A 14,573-nucleotide genomic window follows, 5' to 3' on the forward strand; every position below is an offset into this window, starting at 1 on the left:
CATTCACTCCCTCTGTCGACAGAAATAGATAGGTAATTGATTACTGAGGCTGCTCCCCCGCCCCTTTTAACAGCACCAGCGTTGTCGCCGATTTTTGATAGCCGATTCGCAGTACCTCCGCAGAATAGGCCGCAACAGAGAACGCCATGGAGACCATGAAAATAAAGGCATAACGGGGAAAACCGAGCATAAACGCACCGCTGAATCAGAAATAATAATAATGCATCCTAATCTTTATCGGGCTAGGGAATAAAACATCAGTTATAAATAAAGATATCGATTATTTATATATACTCGTTATCCTTTGATTTATATAGGTGTCGGTTTTGTTGCTTGATCCATCCGTGGCGTCCCCCCTTTTTGGCTGACGAATCCCCAGAAGTCATTAAACGTAATTTAATAAATTGTCATAAATAACAGTATGAGTTTGCTGACAAAGCCCGGTGAATGGCGAAAATGAACGATAGGTTTGTCAACCGTCCGAGTATGTTGTTTTTTCTTCGCATAAAGAATCGCGCTGAGGCGGGCGAGACCACCGGGCGAGCGGCAGAGCCGCCGCGAAAGCCAGTGCCGCGTCGGACAAAAATGTTTTGTCGTTTTTTCCCCGCAACGCGAATCTTTTTGAGTATAGACCTAAAAAAACAACTTACCATAACTTATTATTTTCATTTATTTCACCCGGCGACAATTTTTATATTTTCTATACCAAAAACAGCATTAAGAAAGTGAGATAGTGAAAAAACAACAATAAAAAGAAAAATATCATCTTTGACAGCGTTGATTATTTTTATAAAACATACCGCTTTATCTCCTAAATAATCCGAGTCGCGGAACAAACGTCATCGTTTTGAACAGTGTGAAAAAATCGACGCATCCGCAGCTTGAAGTTTGACGAATATATCTCATATACCCAACGGGACGCCTTTAACATGCCGCTATTACGCTCTTATATTTATCGTCGATTGGCCGCCTTGCCGCTGTTGTTATCCCTTTTCGCCTTATCGCTATTCGCCGCCTACCCCGCCCTGGCCGAATCGACATTGCGCATCGGCTACCAAAAATCGTCCACGCTGTTCACTATCCTCAAGTCGCAAGGGGAGCTGGAAAAAAGCCTAAATCAGCGCGGGGTGCGGGTTACCTGGCATGAGTTCTCCAGCGGCTTGCCCTTACTGGAGGCGCTGAATCTGGGCAATGTGGATATCTCCGCCGACGTGGCGGATACGGTACCGGTGTTCGCCCAGGCGGCCGGCGCCAGGCTCACCTATTTCGCGCTGGAGACCCCCTCTCCCGAGGCGCAGGCGATTCTGGTTCCGCAGCACTCTCCGCTCCACGGCCTGGCTGAGTTAAAAGGCAAGCGCATTGCCGTCACTAAGGCGGCGGGCAGCCACTACTTACTGATCGCCGCGCTCGCCAAAGCCAATCTCGCGTTCAACGACATTACGCCGGCCTACCTGACGCCGGCCGACGGGCGGGCGGCGCTGGAAAACGGCAATATCGACGCCTGGGTAACCTGGGAGCCCTTTGTCTCCAGCGCCATCGTTCAGCAAAAAGCCCGGGTGCTTGCCGATGGCAAGGGGCTGGCAAGCTACCAGCGCTATTACCTTGCCGCCACGGATTACGCCGGCCGGCACCCTGAAATTTTAACCCTCATCTATCGGCAGTTGGAAAAAACCGGCCGCTGGGTGAAAGCCAATCCCGATGAAGCGGCGGCGTTGCTGGCGCCGCTATGGGGCAACCTCGACAGCGCTACGGTCAAACTGGCCAATGCCAACCGGACCTATCAGGTCCGGCCGGTCACGCCGCAAAGCCTGAGCGAACAACAGCAGATCGCCGACGCCTTTTTCAATGAGGGCCTGCTGCCCAGGCGCATCAACGCCCAGGACGTCGCGATCTGGCGTCCGGTGGCGGGTCAGGACAAATGACCGCCGGCGGCGATCGCGATCAAAGCGCGCCCGCGGCGCACGATTCGGCAATCCGCGAATTAGTCAAACAGGCCCGTCGAGCGCAGCAGGCTATCGAACATTACTCGCAGCAGCAGATCGATCGGGTCGTCGACGCGCTGGCCTGGGCGGTTATTCATCCGGAGAATAACCGGGCGTTGGCGACGCAGGCCGTTCTCGACACCGGTATGGGCGATATTGAAGACAAAATAGCGAAGAACTACCGCAAAACTCTCGGTCTGCTGCGCGATCTTCAGGGAAAACGCAGCGTCGGGATTATTAATGAAATACCAGACAGGGGCATTATTGAAATCGCACGGCCGGTAGGGGTTGTCGCGGCGCTTACGCCGTCCACCAACCCGGTCGCCACGGTGATCAATAACATTATCAACGCCGTCAAATGCCGCAACGCCATTATTCTCGCCCCTTCTCCCGCCGGGGCGAAGGTGTGCGCCCGCATGCTGGCGTATATCCATCACGAACTGGATTTCATTCAGGCGCCGCGCAAGCTGGTGCAGATGCTGCCGCTGCCGGCGGCGCGCGCTCAAACGGCGGCGTTGCTGCGACAGGCCGATCTGGTCATCGCCACCGGGTCGCCCAAAAATATTGCCGACGCCGCGCAAAGCGGCACCCCGCTCTTCGGCGTCGGCGTCGGCAACGTCGCCGGCATCATCGGTGAAACAGCGGATATCGAGGCCGCCGCCGCCCATATCGCCGCCTCCAAAACCTTTGACCACGCCACCAGCTGTTCCGCGGAAAATAGCCTGATCATTCCCGCCTCCCGCTATCGGCAAACCATCGACGCGTTGACCGCTCGGGGCGGCGTATTATTAACGCCGCAGGAAAAACGGCAGTTGCAACAGGCGCTGTGGTCGCAAGGGAAACTGGCCCGCGGCAGCATTGCGCGCCCGGCGGGCCGGCTGGCGGAAATCGCCGGATTGACGCGGCCGGCGTGCCAGCGGGCGCGTTTTCTGATGGTGGAGGAACAGGGGATCGGCCCGCAGTTTCCCTTTTCCGGCGAAAAGCTCGCCCCGGTATTGACCCTCTACCAGGTGAACGATTTTCACCATGCCTGTGAGACGGTAACGGCTCTCTATCGCTGGCAGGGCGCCGGACACTCGGTCGGCCTGCATACCCGGGATAGCAGGGAGGCGGTGCAGGCCGGTCTGTCACTGCCCGCCAGCCGGGTGATCGTCAACCAGGGGCACTGTTTCGCCGCCGGCGGCAATTTCAATAACGGCCTGCCCTTTACGCTGACGCTCGGCTGCGGCACCTGGGGTAAAAACCACTTTTCGGACAACCTCAATTACCGCCATTTTTTCAATCTGGTCAGAATTTCGTCGCCGATACCCGAACGTATTCCCGCGCTGAATGAGGTGCTGGGCGACTATCTGCAGGGGCGCTATCCATGACGCCGCCGGTTACGCTGCTGGATATCCTATTGCAACAGGCGGCGCGACGCCCGGATGCGCATTTTGTCGTGGCCGGCGAATCGGCTGACGTTCTGAGTTTCGCCCAGCTACTACAGAGCACCGCCGCCGCCGCCGCGTGGCTGCGCGGGCAGGGATACCGGCCGGGCGACCATATCGCCTTTCTGTCGGAGGGCGGCTTCCATACCGTCAGGCTGGCGCTCTCGCTGATGCTGGCGGGCTATGTGGCGGTGCCGCTGAATCTGCTGGCGACGGATGATGCGCTGGCATGGACTATTCCCCATAGCGACGCGCGGATTATTTTTACCACCCGTCGGTTCGCCCCCCGCCTGCAGGGCATACTGCAACGGCTTGCCGCGCAGGAGAGACCGCGGATCATCGCCGACGAGCGCTGGCCTGCCGCCGGGCAGCCGTCATCCGCGCCGCCGCCGACGCTTTATCAGCCGGCACCCGCGCACCCCGCGCTACTGATGTACACCTCCGGCACCACCGGCAACCCCAAAGGCGTGCTGCTCAGCCATGCCAATCTGTTCGCCGCGGCGCGGGAAATCAGCCGCTGGCACCGGCTTGGCCCGCAGGATCGATTGCTGAGCGCCCTGCCGATTTACCATATCAACGGCTGGGTTATCGGCGTACTGGTTCCGCTGTTTTCCGGCGGCAGTCTGGTCGCGATGCGGCGTTTCTCTGTCTCCGCATGGTGGCGAACGGTCGATGAGCGTCGCTGCACCTGGCTGAATCTGGTGCCCACCATGATTGCGTTCTTATTAAACGCCGGCTCGGACGGCGTGCGCCGTTATCCAGGCGTGCGCTTTGCCCGTTCGGCGTCCGCGCCGCTGCCGCAGACGCACCATGAACAGTTTGAGCAACGTTTCGGCATCCCGGTGCTCGAAGGCATGGGGATGACGGAATCCAGCTCGCTGGTTTTTTGCAATCCCCCCGCGCGGCGGGTGTACGGCAGCGTCGGGTTGCCCTGCGGCGTCGAGGCGGCGGTGGTCGACCAACTGGGATACCCCCTGGCGGATAACCGCGTCGGGGAGATTGTTCTGCGCGGCGCCGGCGTCATGAACGGCTACTACAAGGACGCCGCTCAGACGGCGTCGGCCATCGACCGGTCCGGGTGGCTGCATACCGGCGATTTGGGCTATCGCAATGATAAAGGGTTTTATTTTATTACCGGCAGGCTGAAGGAGCTCATTATCAAAGGCGGCGAGAATATCGCTCCCCGGGAGATCGACGATATTTTGATCGGCCACCCGGCGATTATGGAAGCCGCCGCGTTCGCTATCCCCGACGCCGACTACGGGCAGGAGATCGCCGCCGCCATCGTCCTTAAAGAGGGCTATCCGTGGGATGAAGACGCGCTGCGGGAGTGGTGCCGGGAAAAGTTGGGGAAATACAAAACCCCGCGCTGCTTTCATGTGGTTAACAGCCTGCCGCGGGGCTCCTCAGGGAAAATTCAGCGCCTTAAGCTGAGCGAACGCCTGACGGTGAATCCGGCGGCTACCCCCGCCCGCGAATAGCGCCGGTCGCGCATGCGCAAAGGACGGGGGGAGAAAGCGGCCGCCGGAAGCTAGGTTTTATCGCCGGTCCCGTCACGGTAGTATTGCCTGAAAGACTCCCCGCCCATCGGTTTGCCGAAATACCACCCCTGCCCGACCGAATCCGGGCAGCGCTCGCCGACATAGACGGCCTGCTCATAGGTTTCGATCCCTTCGACCACCACGGCGGCATTAAACATCGCCATCATATTAAAGAGATGCTCGACCATTTGGGCGTTAATCGAATCCGTGCCGATGGCCTCGGTAAAAATTTTATCTATTTTAATCGCATCGAAAGGCATGACCGCCAGATAGGATAAATTGGAGTAGCCGGTGCCGAAATCATCCAGCGCGATTTTATAGCCGGCGTCATGCAATATGGCGAGCCGTTCAGACATCACCGCATGATTCGCCGTCGAACGTTCGGTTATTTCCAGCATAATCTGTTTTCTGGCGATACCGAACCGCTCGACAAGCTCATCCAGATAGCGCTGAAATTCAGGCTCCACGATATCTTTAATATCAAGATTGATACTGAGATAAAAATTTTTGTTTTGAATCAGAATATCGTGCAGCTCTTCCAGCGCCGTATAGGCGACCTGGCGGGTAATCTGCCCGATAATCCCCAGCCGTTCCGCAACCGGTATAAAAATATCCGGCGGGATATTCTCTCCCTTGTGATTCGTCCAGCGCACCAGCGCTTCAGCGCCAATCGTCTCGCGGCTGCGCAGGCAAATCAGGGGCTGATAATTAACATACAGCTCTCTGCCGCAGACGGCGCTATAAACCTGTTTGCTGAACGATCTATTGCGTTCAATAAGCAAAATAACCGCCAGAGACAAGGACCCGCTCATCACTCCGCCCACCAGCGCAAGAATCAGGTTGATATAGAACGGCAGAGAGAGGAGTCCCGATGCGTTCAGGCGCGCATAGATGCAGATATTATAAATATTGCTGCACTGATACCCCAGGCGATACTGATGGTACCAGGCGCTACGCTGGCGCGAATATGTCTCTCCCCCGGCGCCGAAGTTCTGATAGATATGGCGCTCATCGGCCGTCGTCATTAATGCGCTATAGCCGGGAACGGGGAGGGAAAAACTGTGGAAGGCGTCGGGAGAGGTAAACACGGCGATATCGCCGCGGCTGGCGATATCCACCTCTATTCGGGGATCCAGCGGCCCTTTCGCCGCCCGCCAGAATCCGATGTTTTTTTCCACCAGATCCGGCTTTGGCAGGGGTTCCGGGAGGGGAAGAACGCCCCGTCCGGCGGAGCAAATCAGTTCGCCGTCACGCAGCCGTGCGATATCCAGCAGATAGCGATATTTGTAAACCAGAAAACGCAGTTGAAACAGATCGTCGTCGGAACAGGGGGCCGGCGCAACATATTCGGCGTCGTCCATCGCCCGCACCGACTGCATCGCCACATCATTGGCGCGGCGTATCAGCGCAGCACCATAATTATTCAATTTATTTTGATCTATCCTGGCGATCACCATCTGGCCGACCAACAACAGACACAGGGCGCCGCAGACTATATTGAACGCCATGATGACTTTTGCTTTTTTGCTAATCGATCTCATCGCTTCAAGCTCTCTGCCATGAAAAAAACGCTCCCTGGAACTCAATAATCGGCACTGGCACCGATAAGTTTATCAATTTATACGTAATATGAGCGCGGGATCCCAAGATCGGCTCGCCGCCATGCCGCGGGAGCGGCGAAGCGCCCGCGCGATCGAAAAACCCGCGGCGGCGCGCACCGGGAGAAGAGCCGGCGCGGCTCAGGATGGAAATAACGCAGGGAAACAGACGCGGAGAAACGGAAAAAACGGTCGGCCAGACCACGGGGAAACGCCGGCGGCGTTTCCCAAAGCCGCTCAAGGGGGCAAAAGCGCGGCGCGGTTATTACGCAATAAACAGCCGGCGCGGCGTCTGGGTCAGACGCTCATGTCCCTGCTCAGTGATGACGATGGTCTCGCTAAACGCGAGCCCTTGCGCATAAATATACATATGGAACACCATTCCCGGTTTCAGGATCCACTCGGCGTTCGGTAAGAATACGCGGCTGAAATCGCTGGTATGGGGGGTATAGCGCGAATAATAGCCCAGGGTATAGCCGGTGATGCCGGCGTAGTCCTCCCGCAATCCTGCTTCAAGCACCGCATTACGCGCCAGCGCGTCGATATCTTTCGCCACCGCGCCCGGCCGCATCGCGGCGAGCTGGGCGTCCTGAATGGCAATCAGCCGAGCGGCGATCTCTTGCTGCCGCGGCGACGCCTTGCCAACAATCGCCGGACGCATCAATCGAGCGCTGTATCCGTGCAGAATGGCTACCAGCTCCATATGGACAATCTCGCCCTCTTCCAGAGGATGATTATGCAGGTTGCCGTGTAAAAAACTGTTCCCGACGCCGGATGTAATGATGCCATAGCGGGCCGAGTCCAAACCATTGCTCATAAAGACCTGATGCACAACGGCCGCCGCGCCGCGTCCGCTCTTCCCAACGCCCAACTCCGCGACGGCGGCCGCCAGCGCGATGTCGCCCACTTTCGCCGCCCGGGAAAGATAGGCGATCTCCTGCGGCGTTTTGCACTCTCTCAACTGCTCCAGCACGCCGGAGAAGTCGCGGAAGGGGCGGGAAGGGAAATAGCTTTGCAAGCGATTAAAACGGTTTACCGTCATACAGTAAGAATCAAAATCGACGCCTATATTCAGCCGCTCCCAGCCGCGTTCGATAATGGTGCCGACCAGCACCTCGATTGGATCCTGCCAGTCGGCAAAGGTCACGATATCCGTTACCCAGCTATTTTCATGAAAGGTGTGCTCGTCCATGGCGCGGAAGATCATAAGCGGATCGCCTTCAAGCGGTAATAAACACGCCCGGTACATATTTTCAGAGACGGTGAATCCAGTCAGGTAAAACAGAAACTCCGTCTGATCGATCACCAGCAGGCCGATATCCTTCTCCCGCATATAAGCGCGGGTTTTGGCTATTCTCTGATGATACTCCGCCAGTGTAAAAATAAGATTTTTATGATTTTCCATAATTTCCCCGTCACAGTTACAATTTTATTGTCGCCGTTGTGTTAAAAAATTAGCCGCCAGTAAAAATACAATAGTAATAAAAATCAATAATACGCTAACGGCGGCAATCGTCGGATCCAGCTCAAACTGCACGCTATTCCATATTCGTACGGATAGCGTCTGGACGCTGTTGCCCGCCATAAATAAGGCAATCAATAACTCATCAAAAGAGCTAAGGAACGAGAAAATCGCGGCGGATATTATGCCTGGCGCCGCCAGAGGAAAGGTAATACGCCGAAAGACGGTGAAATCGCTGGCGCCGAGGCTCATCGCCGAATACTCCAACTGCCTGTCGATGCCCTGCAGCGTTGATGAAATAATAATCGTCGCCACCGGCAATGCGATCACCGCGTGACCGATAATAATCGAACTCACGCTGTTAAAGATGTCGACGGCAGAGAAGAAAAAGAATAGCGCGAGCGCCGATATAATATTCGGCACAATCATGGGAAGCAGCACCAGCACGTAAATAATCTGTTTGCCGCTAAAACGGTAGCGAACCAACGCCAGCGCCATCAGCAGACTGAATACCATCGACAGCAACGTTGAGACGACGGAGATACGAAAACTCAGCCACAGCGAGCTCATCCACTCCGGGTTTGTCAGCACCTTTGCCATCCAACGCAGAGAAACCCCCTCGGGAGGAAAAGTTAAATATGCGGTTGGGCTCAATGCCAGCGGAAAAATAATGATAATGGGCAAGGCCAGAAACAACAGCACCAGTATCGCCATCACCAGCGAAAACAGCCCCGGCTTGACGGTATTCATAGTTTGGCCTCAAACAGGCGCTCCAGCCCCACCAAACGCTGATAAAGCCAGAATAACAATAGCGTACAGACCAGCAGCACCGTGGCTAACGCCGAACCGAACCCCCAGTCGAAATAGATCTCTATCTGGCTTTCAATCACCATCGAGAGCATCGTCTGCTGCGGGCCGCCCATCAGCGCAGGCGTAATAAAAAAGCCGAGCGAAAGAATAAACACCAGCAGCCCGCCCGCCGCCACCCCCGGCAAAGAGAGCGGCACGATAATCCGCCAGAAAGCGCGGCAGCGCGACGCCCCCAGACTCTCCGCGGCATTCAACAGGCTAAAGTCGATGCCCCGCATCACGCTGTAGAGCGCCAGAATCATATAAGGCAGCAGGATATAGGTCATGCCGATCAAGACGCCTGTCGAGGTGTACATCAGCTTTAGCGGCTCGGTAATCAAACCGGCCGCGATCAAGAGCTGATTGACCACGCCTTCCGTCCCTAACAGCACCATCCAGGCGTAGGTTCGCACCAGCACGCTGGTAAAATAGGGGATAATCACCAAAATCAGAAAGATATTCGCCGTGCGCGGTTTCAGCCTCGCCAATACCCAGGCCAGCGGATAGCCCAGCAGCAATGTGCTCAGGGTGACCCAGAAGGAGATTCGCAGAGTGATCCACAATACGTTAATCCAGACGGGCTCATGGATGATGCGCAGGTAGTGGCTCCAGGTGAAATCCGGGCTGTAGAGGCTGAAGCCCAGCATTTTTATCAGCGGATAGACAAAAAACGCCAGCAGCGCCAGCAGCGAAGGCGCCAGCAGCAGCCAGGGTTTCCAGTCACGCCGCTTGGGTATCGACAGGCTCATTGCGCCGCGTCCCCGGCGACAAACCACAGGCTTTCCGGCTGCCAGCCAAGAGAAACGGCGGCGCCCGGCGCGATGCTCTTTTCCATATCGCTATTCTGAGTCTGCACCAGCAACGCCGTGCCGTCGTTAAGCCGTACGGTGACCTTCACCGTATGCCCCAAATACAGCACCTCGCCGATCTGCGCGCTGACCGGCAGCCGCCCCGCCGCCGACAGGCGAATCTTCTCCGGCCGCAGCACCGCGAAAACCCGCTGTCCGCACGCCAGATTCTCCACGCCCCGCCCGCCGATCCGCTCGCCGCTATCCAACCTGACGTCGTAGCCATCCGGATGAATCGCCTCGATATGACCGCCGATAAAATTGGATTGTCCGATAAATTCAGCGACCCAGCGGCTTGCCGGTTTTTCGTATAAGGATTGGGGCGAATCAATCTGCGCGATGCGCCCATCCCGCATCACCGCAATACGATCGGAAAGCGTCAGCGCCTCCTCCTGATCGTGGGTAACAAACAGCACCGTCGAGCCATTCGACATATGCAGGCGTTTTAGCTCCAGCTGCATATGCTCACGCAGTTTTTTATCCAGCGCCCCCAGCGGTTCGTCCATCAACAGCGCTTGAGGCTCGAAGATCAACGCCCGCGCCAGGGCAATGCGCTGCTGCTGTCCGCCGGATAGCTCACGCGGCAGCCGCCGGCCTTTATCCGCCAGCTGCACCATCTCCAGGGCATCCGCAACCTTTTGCCTGATAACGCTCTGCGGCGCGCCGCGCATCTCCAGGGGAAACGCCAGGTTGCGAAAAACGGAGAGATGGGGAAAGAGCGAATAGTTCTGAAAGACCATGCCCAAATTGCGTTTGGCCGGGGGAAGGTCCGTCACGTCCCTACCGCCAATCAGGACGCGGCCGGAGGTCGGCGGGGTAAAGCCGCCGACCATCATCAGGGTGGTGGTTTTTCCCGATCCGCTGGCTCCCAGCAGAGTCACGAACTCTCCCGATTCGACGGTCAGATGCAGATCATCCACCGCCGCCGTCTGACCAAAACGCCGGGTTACCCCCTCAAGGCGCAGCTCCGTTCCCTTGGTTAACCGCCGGGAACGGCGCGACGAATCGACAACGCCCATTAAGCCTGACCCAGGAACCACTGCTGCCAGACTTTACCGACCTCTTCCAGATGCTCCGACCACCACCGCGCGTCCCGCACAAACGTTTTGGAAAAATACGCGGGGTTGGACGGCAACTTAACCAAATCTTCCGGACGTACAAAATCAAAGGCTTTTTTATTGGTGGGGCCATAGGCGATATGCTGGGTGAGCTTGGCCTGAACTTCCGGCTGTAGGGCAAAATCAATAAACAGCTGGGCGTGTTCCGGGTTAGGCGCGCCTTTAACCACGCTCCAATACTGCACCTGCTGCTTTGCCAAATTCCATTCGATCGCCAGCGGCGCGCCTTGATCGATCAGCGTCTGAGCCCGGCCGTTCCATAGCGCGCCGAGCACCGCCTCTTTGCGCTCCAGCATCTGCGCGGAAACCGCGCCGGTGTCCCACCATTTTGCCACATAGGGCCTGATTTTACTCAGGGAGGCGAAAGCGCGTTCAATATTAATCGGATAAAGCTGGCTTTTATCCACGCCGTCAGCCAGTAAGGCAAGCTCTAATTCGGTTGAACTCGTACGCATATCCGCTAGCGTGCGCGGACCGGGGAATTTTTTCGCGTCCCAGAACTCTTGCCAATTTTGGGGATGGTTTTTATCACTGAATACTTCGGTGTTATAAACCAGTACGGTGGCATAGAGAAGATTGCCGACCATATTAGGATGACGCAGCTCCGGAATAATATCGTTCGGATTGCTCAACTTCATCGCCGAGTAATTAATCGGGGCCAAAATTCCGGCTTTATCCAGATTAAATTGAGTGATATCGCTCAAATCCAAAACATCGATACTCATTCTTCCGGTTTTGGCCATGGCCAATATTTGCGATCCCGTTGAGGGGATGACTTTAACATTGATGCCGGTCGCCTCGGTAAAGGGCTTATGAACGGCGATATCCATTGCATCCTGATAAGAGCCGCCCAACCCTCTGACAATCACTTCCCTATCGCTTTTGGCAAACGCGGTCGATATCGAGAAAGCGCCTAACGCCGCGCCAGCGCCAAGAATCGAACCTTTTTTTATTAAATCCCGTCGGGAGGTGTTTATCTCTCCCTCCGTTAACGCCGGTGTAGTGGAAAGCAGGCTTTCCTTTTTATTACTCATAGCTACTATCCTTTAGTTTATAAATTGCAAGCACAGCCCGTCCTGGTGTTAGTAACTAATATGTTATTAAGTGATTTCATAAAAATTATCTCCTTCATTTTTCAGGCTGCAGGCGCGCCGGCCGGATCCGCTGAACGGGATCGTCTCTGATTGCGCTACGAGGCTCATCAATGAGCCTCGTCCGCAATAGAGTCGGCGCTTGGCGTTAGGCCACACGATAACGTTTGGCCCTGCCCCCCGAATTACTTAGAGTATATATTATATATATTTTTTATTATCGGTGTTTCCCTGGTGTTGACATTTTCCAATGTCCGAGCAATTCCCAGATTTTATCTGAGTCCTGCAATCTTTTATTTATGTTTTCCTTATCTATTACAACCATTTGCGACATCAACCAGTCAGCCATAATCATGGTTCCGATCTGGGACCATCTTCCAATCTTCGACATGCTCCGGGCAATATACAGCGCTTCCGCCGCTTCTTTCGCCAGGGGAGAAGAGGGGCGATCGGTTAACGCAACCACATAGGCTCCGCGCAGACGCGCAAGATGCATAAGCTCAATGGTATAAGGAACATAGCGTTCATAACCGATGCCGATAAAAACATCTTCTTCGTTTATATGCCTGATGCGATCGGCAACATCGCCTACGCCAATATTAATTAAATCCGCGCTTTTCAGCACATTGAGCTGCATTGCCAAATAAACGGCCATTGAATGCGTGGTGCCGTGCGCGGTAACCCATATGCGCCTGGCGGAAACCATTTTCTCAGCGATAGTGGCAATGGTCTCGGGCTGATTCAACGCCGACGTTTGATTCATCAGCAAACTGCCGTTGGCAAAAACATGCTCCTTTAATTCGACTTCGCTGGATGATGCCGGAATCTGTTGATATACGCCGCTTAATCCAACGTTTTCAATCAATTCTGCGCCCAGATTCTCACGTAAATGGGTATAACCGCGGTAGCCTAATGCGCGGGAAAACCGAACAATCGCGGCATCGCTCACATTTATCGCATCGGCTAACTGCTTGGCCGTCATAAACGCGACTCGTTCCTTATTCCTTTCAATATAGCGAGCAATAAGCTGTTGCGCTGGAGTAAGTTTAGAAAAGCGTTCACGGACCAAAGCTGAAAAATTCATATAACATCCCGAATGACTCAGTCACTACAGTAAAATGCAAACATGTTGTATTTGCAACAATAAAATTAATTTTTTTGGGCGATACCAATAAAATATAAAAAAATCATACAGATAAATTTAACTAAAACACACATTATCGAAAGCAATAATAATTCACCGCCTTAAGCATATAAATAGCATGTTAATAATTTCACCAGGATTAAAATCGTTACTTTATTGACATACGAAATAGATAATATATTCAATTATTATCTACCGACTTGTTCATACAATAACGCACCTAATAGGATAGAACAGATATAAAATTTTGTGAAAAAACCGGGAGAAATAAGCGCTTCGGCTAAGGCGACGGCTTCCCGGCGGCCCGCTTTCCAGGCGGCGGCGCGGCGGCGCGGACGGTCGGGGATGCGGAATGCCTGCGACGGCAGATCGACATCCCCCACACCGCGCCGCGGGTAGAGAAAAATAGCGCGTTTCCTGCCGGGATAGGCGCTTAAGATTATGACGGCAGGACGATATTGCTGTCGGATAATCGCCCCATATCGTTATGCATCGCACAGGCGGCGTCGATCAGATGCATCGCCAGCGCTGCCCCGCTGCCTTCGCCAAGCCGCATGCCCAGCTGCAAATAGGGCTCCATCTGCAGATGCCGCAGCGCAATCACCGCGCCCTTTTCCGCCGAGAAGTGGGAGGGAATCAGGTAATCCCGCGCCTGGGGCGCAATACAGCAAGCCGCCAGCGCCGACGCGTAGGAGAGAAAACCGTCCAGCACCACGGGCAGTCCGGCCGCCGCAGCGCCCAGCATCACGCCCGCCATCCCCACCAGTTCAAAGCCGCCGACTTTGCTCAACACGTCGACGCCGTCGTGCGCATTGGGTTGGTTAACGGCGATCGCCCGGCGCACCACCGCTACTTTATGATCCAAGCGTTCGCTGGGGAAATTAGCGCCGACGCCGACCACCAGTTGGGGATCGCTGTCGGTCAGCACGCTGATGATGGCGGCGGCGGGCGTGGTGTTCGCCATGCCCAGCTCGCCGACGCCGAAAACACGCACCCCCGCGGCGGCCTGCCGCTGGGTCAGTTGCGCGCAGGCCAGGAGTAAATCCTGCGCCTGCCGATAGGTCATCGCGGCCTCGCGGGCGATATTGCCGCTGCCGCGCCGCACCTTCATATTCAGCACGCCGGGCAGCGGATCGCTGTCGATGCCGACATCCACCACCTTCACCTCGGCGCCGGCATTGGCCGCCAGCACGCAGACGCCGGTAATGCCTTTGACCATATTCGCCGCCTGAATGGCCGTCACCGCACGCGGAGAGATCGCCACCCCCTCCTCATAGACGCCGTGATCGGCGGCCATCACGATAATCTGTTTGCGCGCCGCCTGATGGGCGGAAATCCCGCGCATACCGGCCAGCTGAATGGCCAACTGCTCTAACCGTCCCAGGCTGCCCAGCGGTTTCAACAGGCTATCCAGCCTGAGGGCCGTGCGCCGCATAGCCTCTTTATCCAACGGCGTAATCGCCTTAACCAGGGATGAAAGCGCGGATGATGAATCTGTTTGCATCTCGTTATT

The 14,573-nt window shown here is 55.6% G+C and carries 12 protein-coding genes; 3 read left to right on the forward strand and 9 right to left on the reverse strand.

Going from position 1 to position 14,573, the window contains the following annotated elements:
• Positions 1 to 40: 40 nt before the first annotated feature.
• The gene (locus VSX58_RS05145; protein WP_327617157.1) at positions 41 to 190 is read right to left on the reverse strand and encodes a hypothetical protein; all 150 of its coding nucleotides are present in this window, start codon (positions 188 to 190) and stop codon (positions 41 to 43) included.
• A gap of 739 nt (positions 191 to 929) precedes the next feature.
• Between VSX58_RS05145 and VSX58_RS05150 the strand changes: the two genes are divergently transcribed.
• From VSX58_RS05150 to VSX58_RS05160, 3 genes are read left to right on the forward strand one after another with little or no spacing between them, the layout of a single operon-like run.
• Positions 930 to 1,922: an aliphatic sulfonate ABC transporter substrate-binding protein gene (locus VSX58_RS05150; RefSeq protein WP_327617159.1), complete on the forward strand. Its 993-nt coding sequence runs from the start codon at positions 930 to 932 to the stop codon at positions 1,920 to 1,922.
• Positions 1,919 to 3,352: an acylating sulfoacetaldehyde dehydrogenase gene (gene sauS / locus VSX58_RS05155; RefSeq protein WP_327617160.1), complete on the forward strand. Its 1,434-nt coding sequence runs from the start codon at positions 1,919 to 1,921 to the stop codon at positions 3,350 to 3,352. The genes VSX58_RS05150 and sauS overlap by 4 nt, the downstream gene beginning before the upstream one ends.
• Positions 3,349 to 4,890 carry an AMP-binding protein gene (locus VSX58_RS05160; RefSeq protein ID WP_327617162.1) on the forward strand — a complete coding sequence of 514 codons (1,542 nt, stop codon included), beginning with the start codon at positions 3,349 to 3,351 and terminating at the stop codon, positions 4,888 to 4,890. Before sauS ends, VSX58_RS05160 begins: the two co-directional genes overlap by 4 nt.
• Before the next feature lie 50 nt (positions 4,891 to 4,940).
• On the opposite strand, the gene VSX58_RS05165 is transcribed toward VSX58_RS05160, so the two are convergent.
• The 8 genes from VSX58_RS05165 to cobT all read right to left on the reverse strand — a co-directional run bounded on the left by VSX58_RS05165 (position 4,941) and on the right by cobT (position 14,564).
• Positions 4,941 to 6,458 carry an EAL domain-containing protein gene (locus VSX58_RS05165; protein ID WP_327617163.1) on the reverse strand — a complete coding sequence of 506 codons (1,518 nt, stop codon included), beginning with the start codon at positions 6,456 to 6,458 and terminating at the stop codon, positions 4,941 to 4,943.
• 355 nt (positions 6,459 to 6,813) lie between these two features.
• The gene (locus VSX58_RS05170; RefSeq protein WP_327617164.1) at positions 6,814 to 7,953 is read right to left on the reverse strand and encodes a M24 family metallopeptidase; all 1,140 of its coding nucleotides are present in this window, start codon (positions 7,951 to 7,953) and stop codon (positions 6,814 to 6,816) included.
• Positions 7,954 to 7,977: 24 nt separating this feature from the next.
• The gene (locus VSX58_RS05175; protein ID WP_327617165.1) at positions 7,978 to 8,760 is read right to left on the reverse strand and encodes an ABC transporter permease; all 783 of its coding nucleotides are present in this window, start codon (positions 8,758 to 8,760) and stop codon (positions 7,978 to 7,980) included.
• Complete coding sequence (locus VSX58_RS05180; RefSeq protein WP_327617166.1) at positions 8,757 to 9,608, reverse strand: ABC transporter permease; 852 nt, start codon at positions 9,606 to 9,608, stop codon at positions 8,757 to 8,759. Before VSX58_RS05180 ends, VSX58_RS05175 begins: the two co-directional genes overlap by 4 nt.
• Entirely contained in the window at positions 9,605 to 10,726 is a 1,122-nt protein-coding gene (locus tag VSX58_RS05185; protein WP_327617167.1) for an ABC transporter ATP-binding protein, read from the reverse strand. The genes VSX58_RS05180 and VSX58_RS05185 overlap by 4 nt, the downstream gene beginning before the upstream one ends.
• A complete protein-coding gene (locus VSX58_RS05190) occupies positions 10,726 to 11,859 on the reverse strand; it encodes an ABC transporter substrate-binding protein (protein ID WP_327617168.1) in 1,134 nt (377 codons plus the stop codon). Before VSX58_RS05190 ends, VSX58_RS05185 begins: the two co-directional genes overlap by 1 nt.
• 274 nt (positions 11,860 to 12,133) lie before the next feature.
• Positions 12,134 to 13,000: a MurR/RpiR family transcriptional regulator gene (locus VSX58_RS05195; RefSeq protein WP_327617169.1), complete on the reverse strand. Its 867-nt coding sequence runs from the start codon at positions 12,998 to 13,000 to the stop codon at positions 12,134 to 12,136.
• A gap of 499 nt (positions 13,001 to 13,499) precedes the next feature.
• Positions 13,500 to 14,564 carry a nicotinate-nucleotide--dimethylbenzimidazole phosphoribosyltransferase gene (gene cobT, locus VSX58_RS05200; RefSeq protein ID WP_327617170.1) on the reverse strand — a complete coding sequence of 355 codons (1,065 nt, stop codon included), beginning with the start codon at positions 14,562 to 14,564 and terminating at the stop codon, positions 13,500 to 13,502.
• Between the last annotated feature and the right edge of the window lie 9 nt (positions 14,565 to 14,573).

It is taken from the genome of Brenneria populi (assembly GCF_036016195.1).
GTDB lineage: Bacteria > Pseudomonadota > Gammaproteobacteria > Enterobacterales > Enterobacteriaceae > Brenneria > Brenneria populi.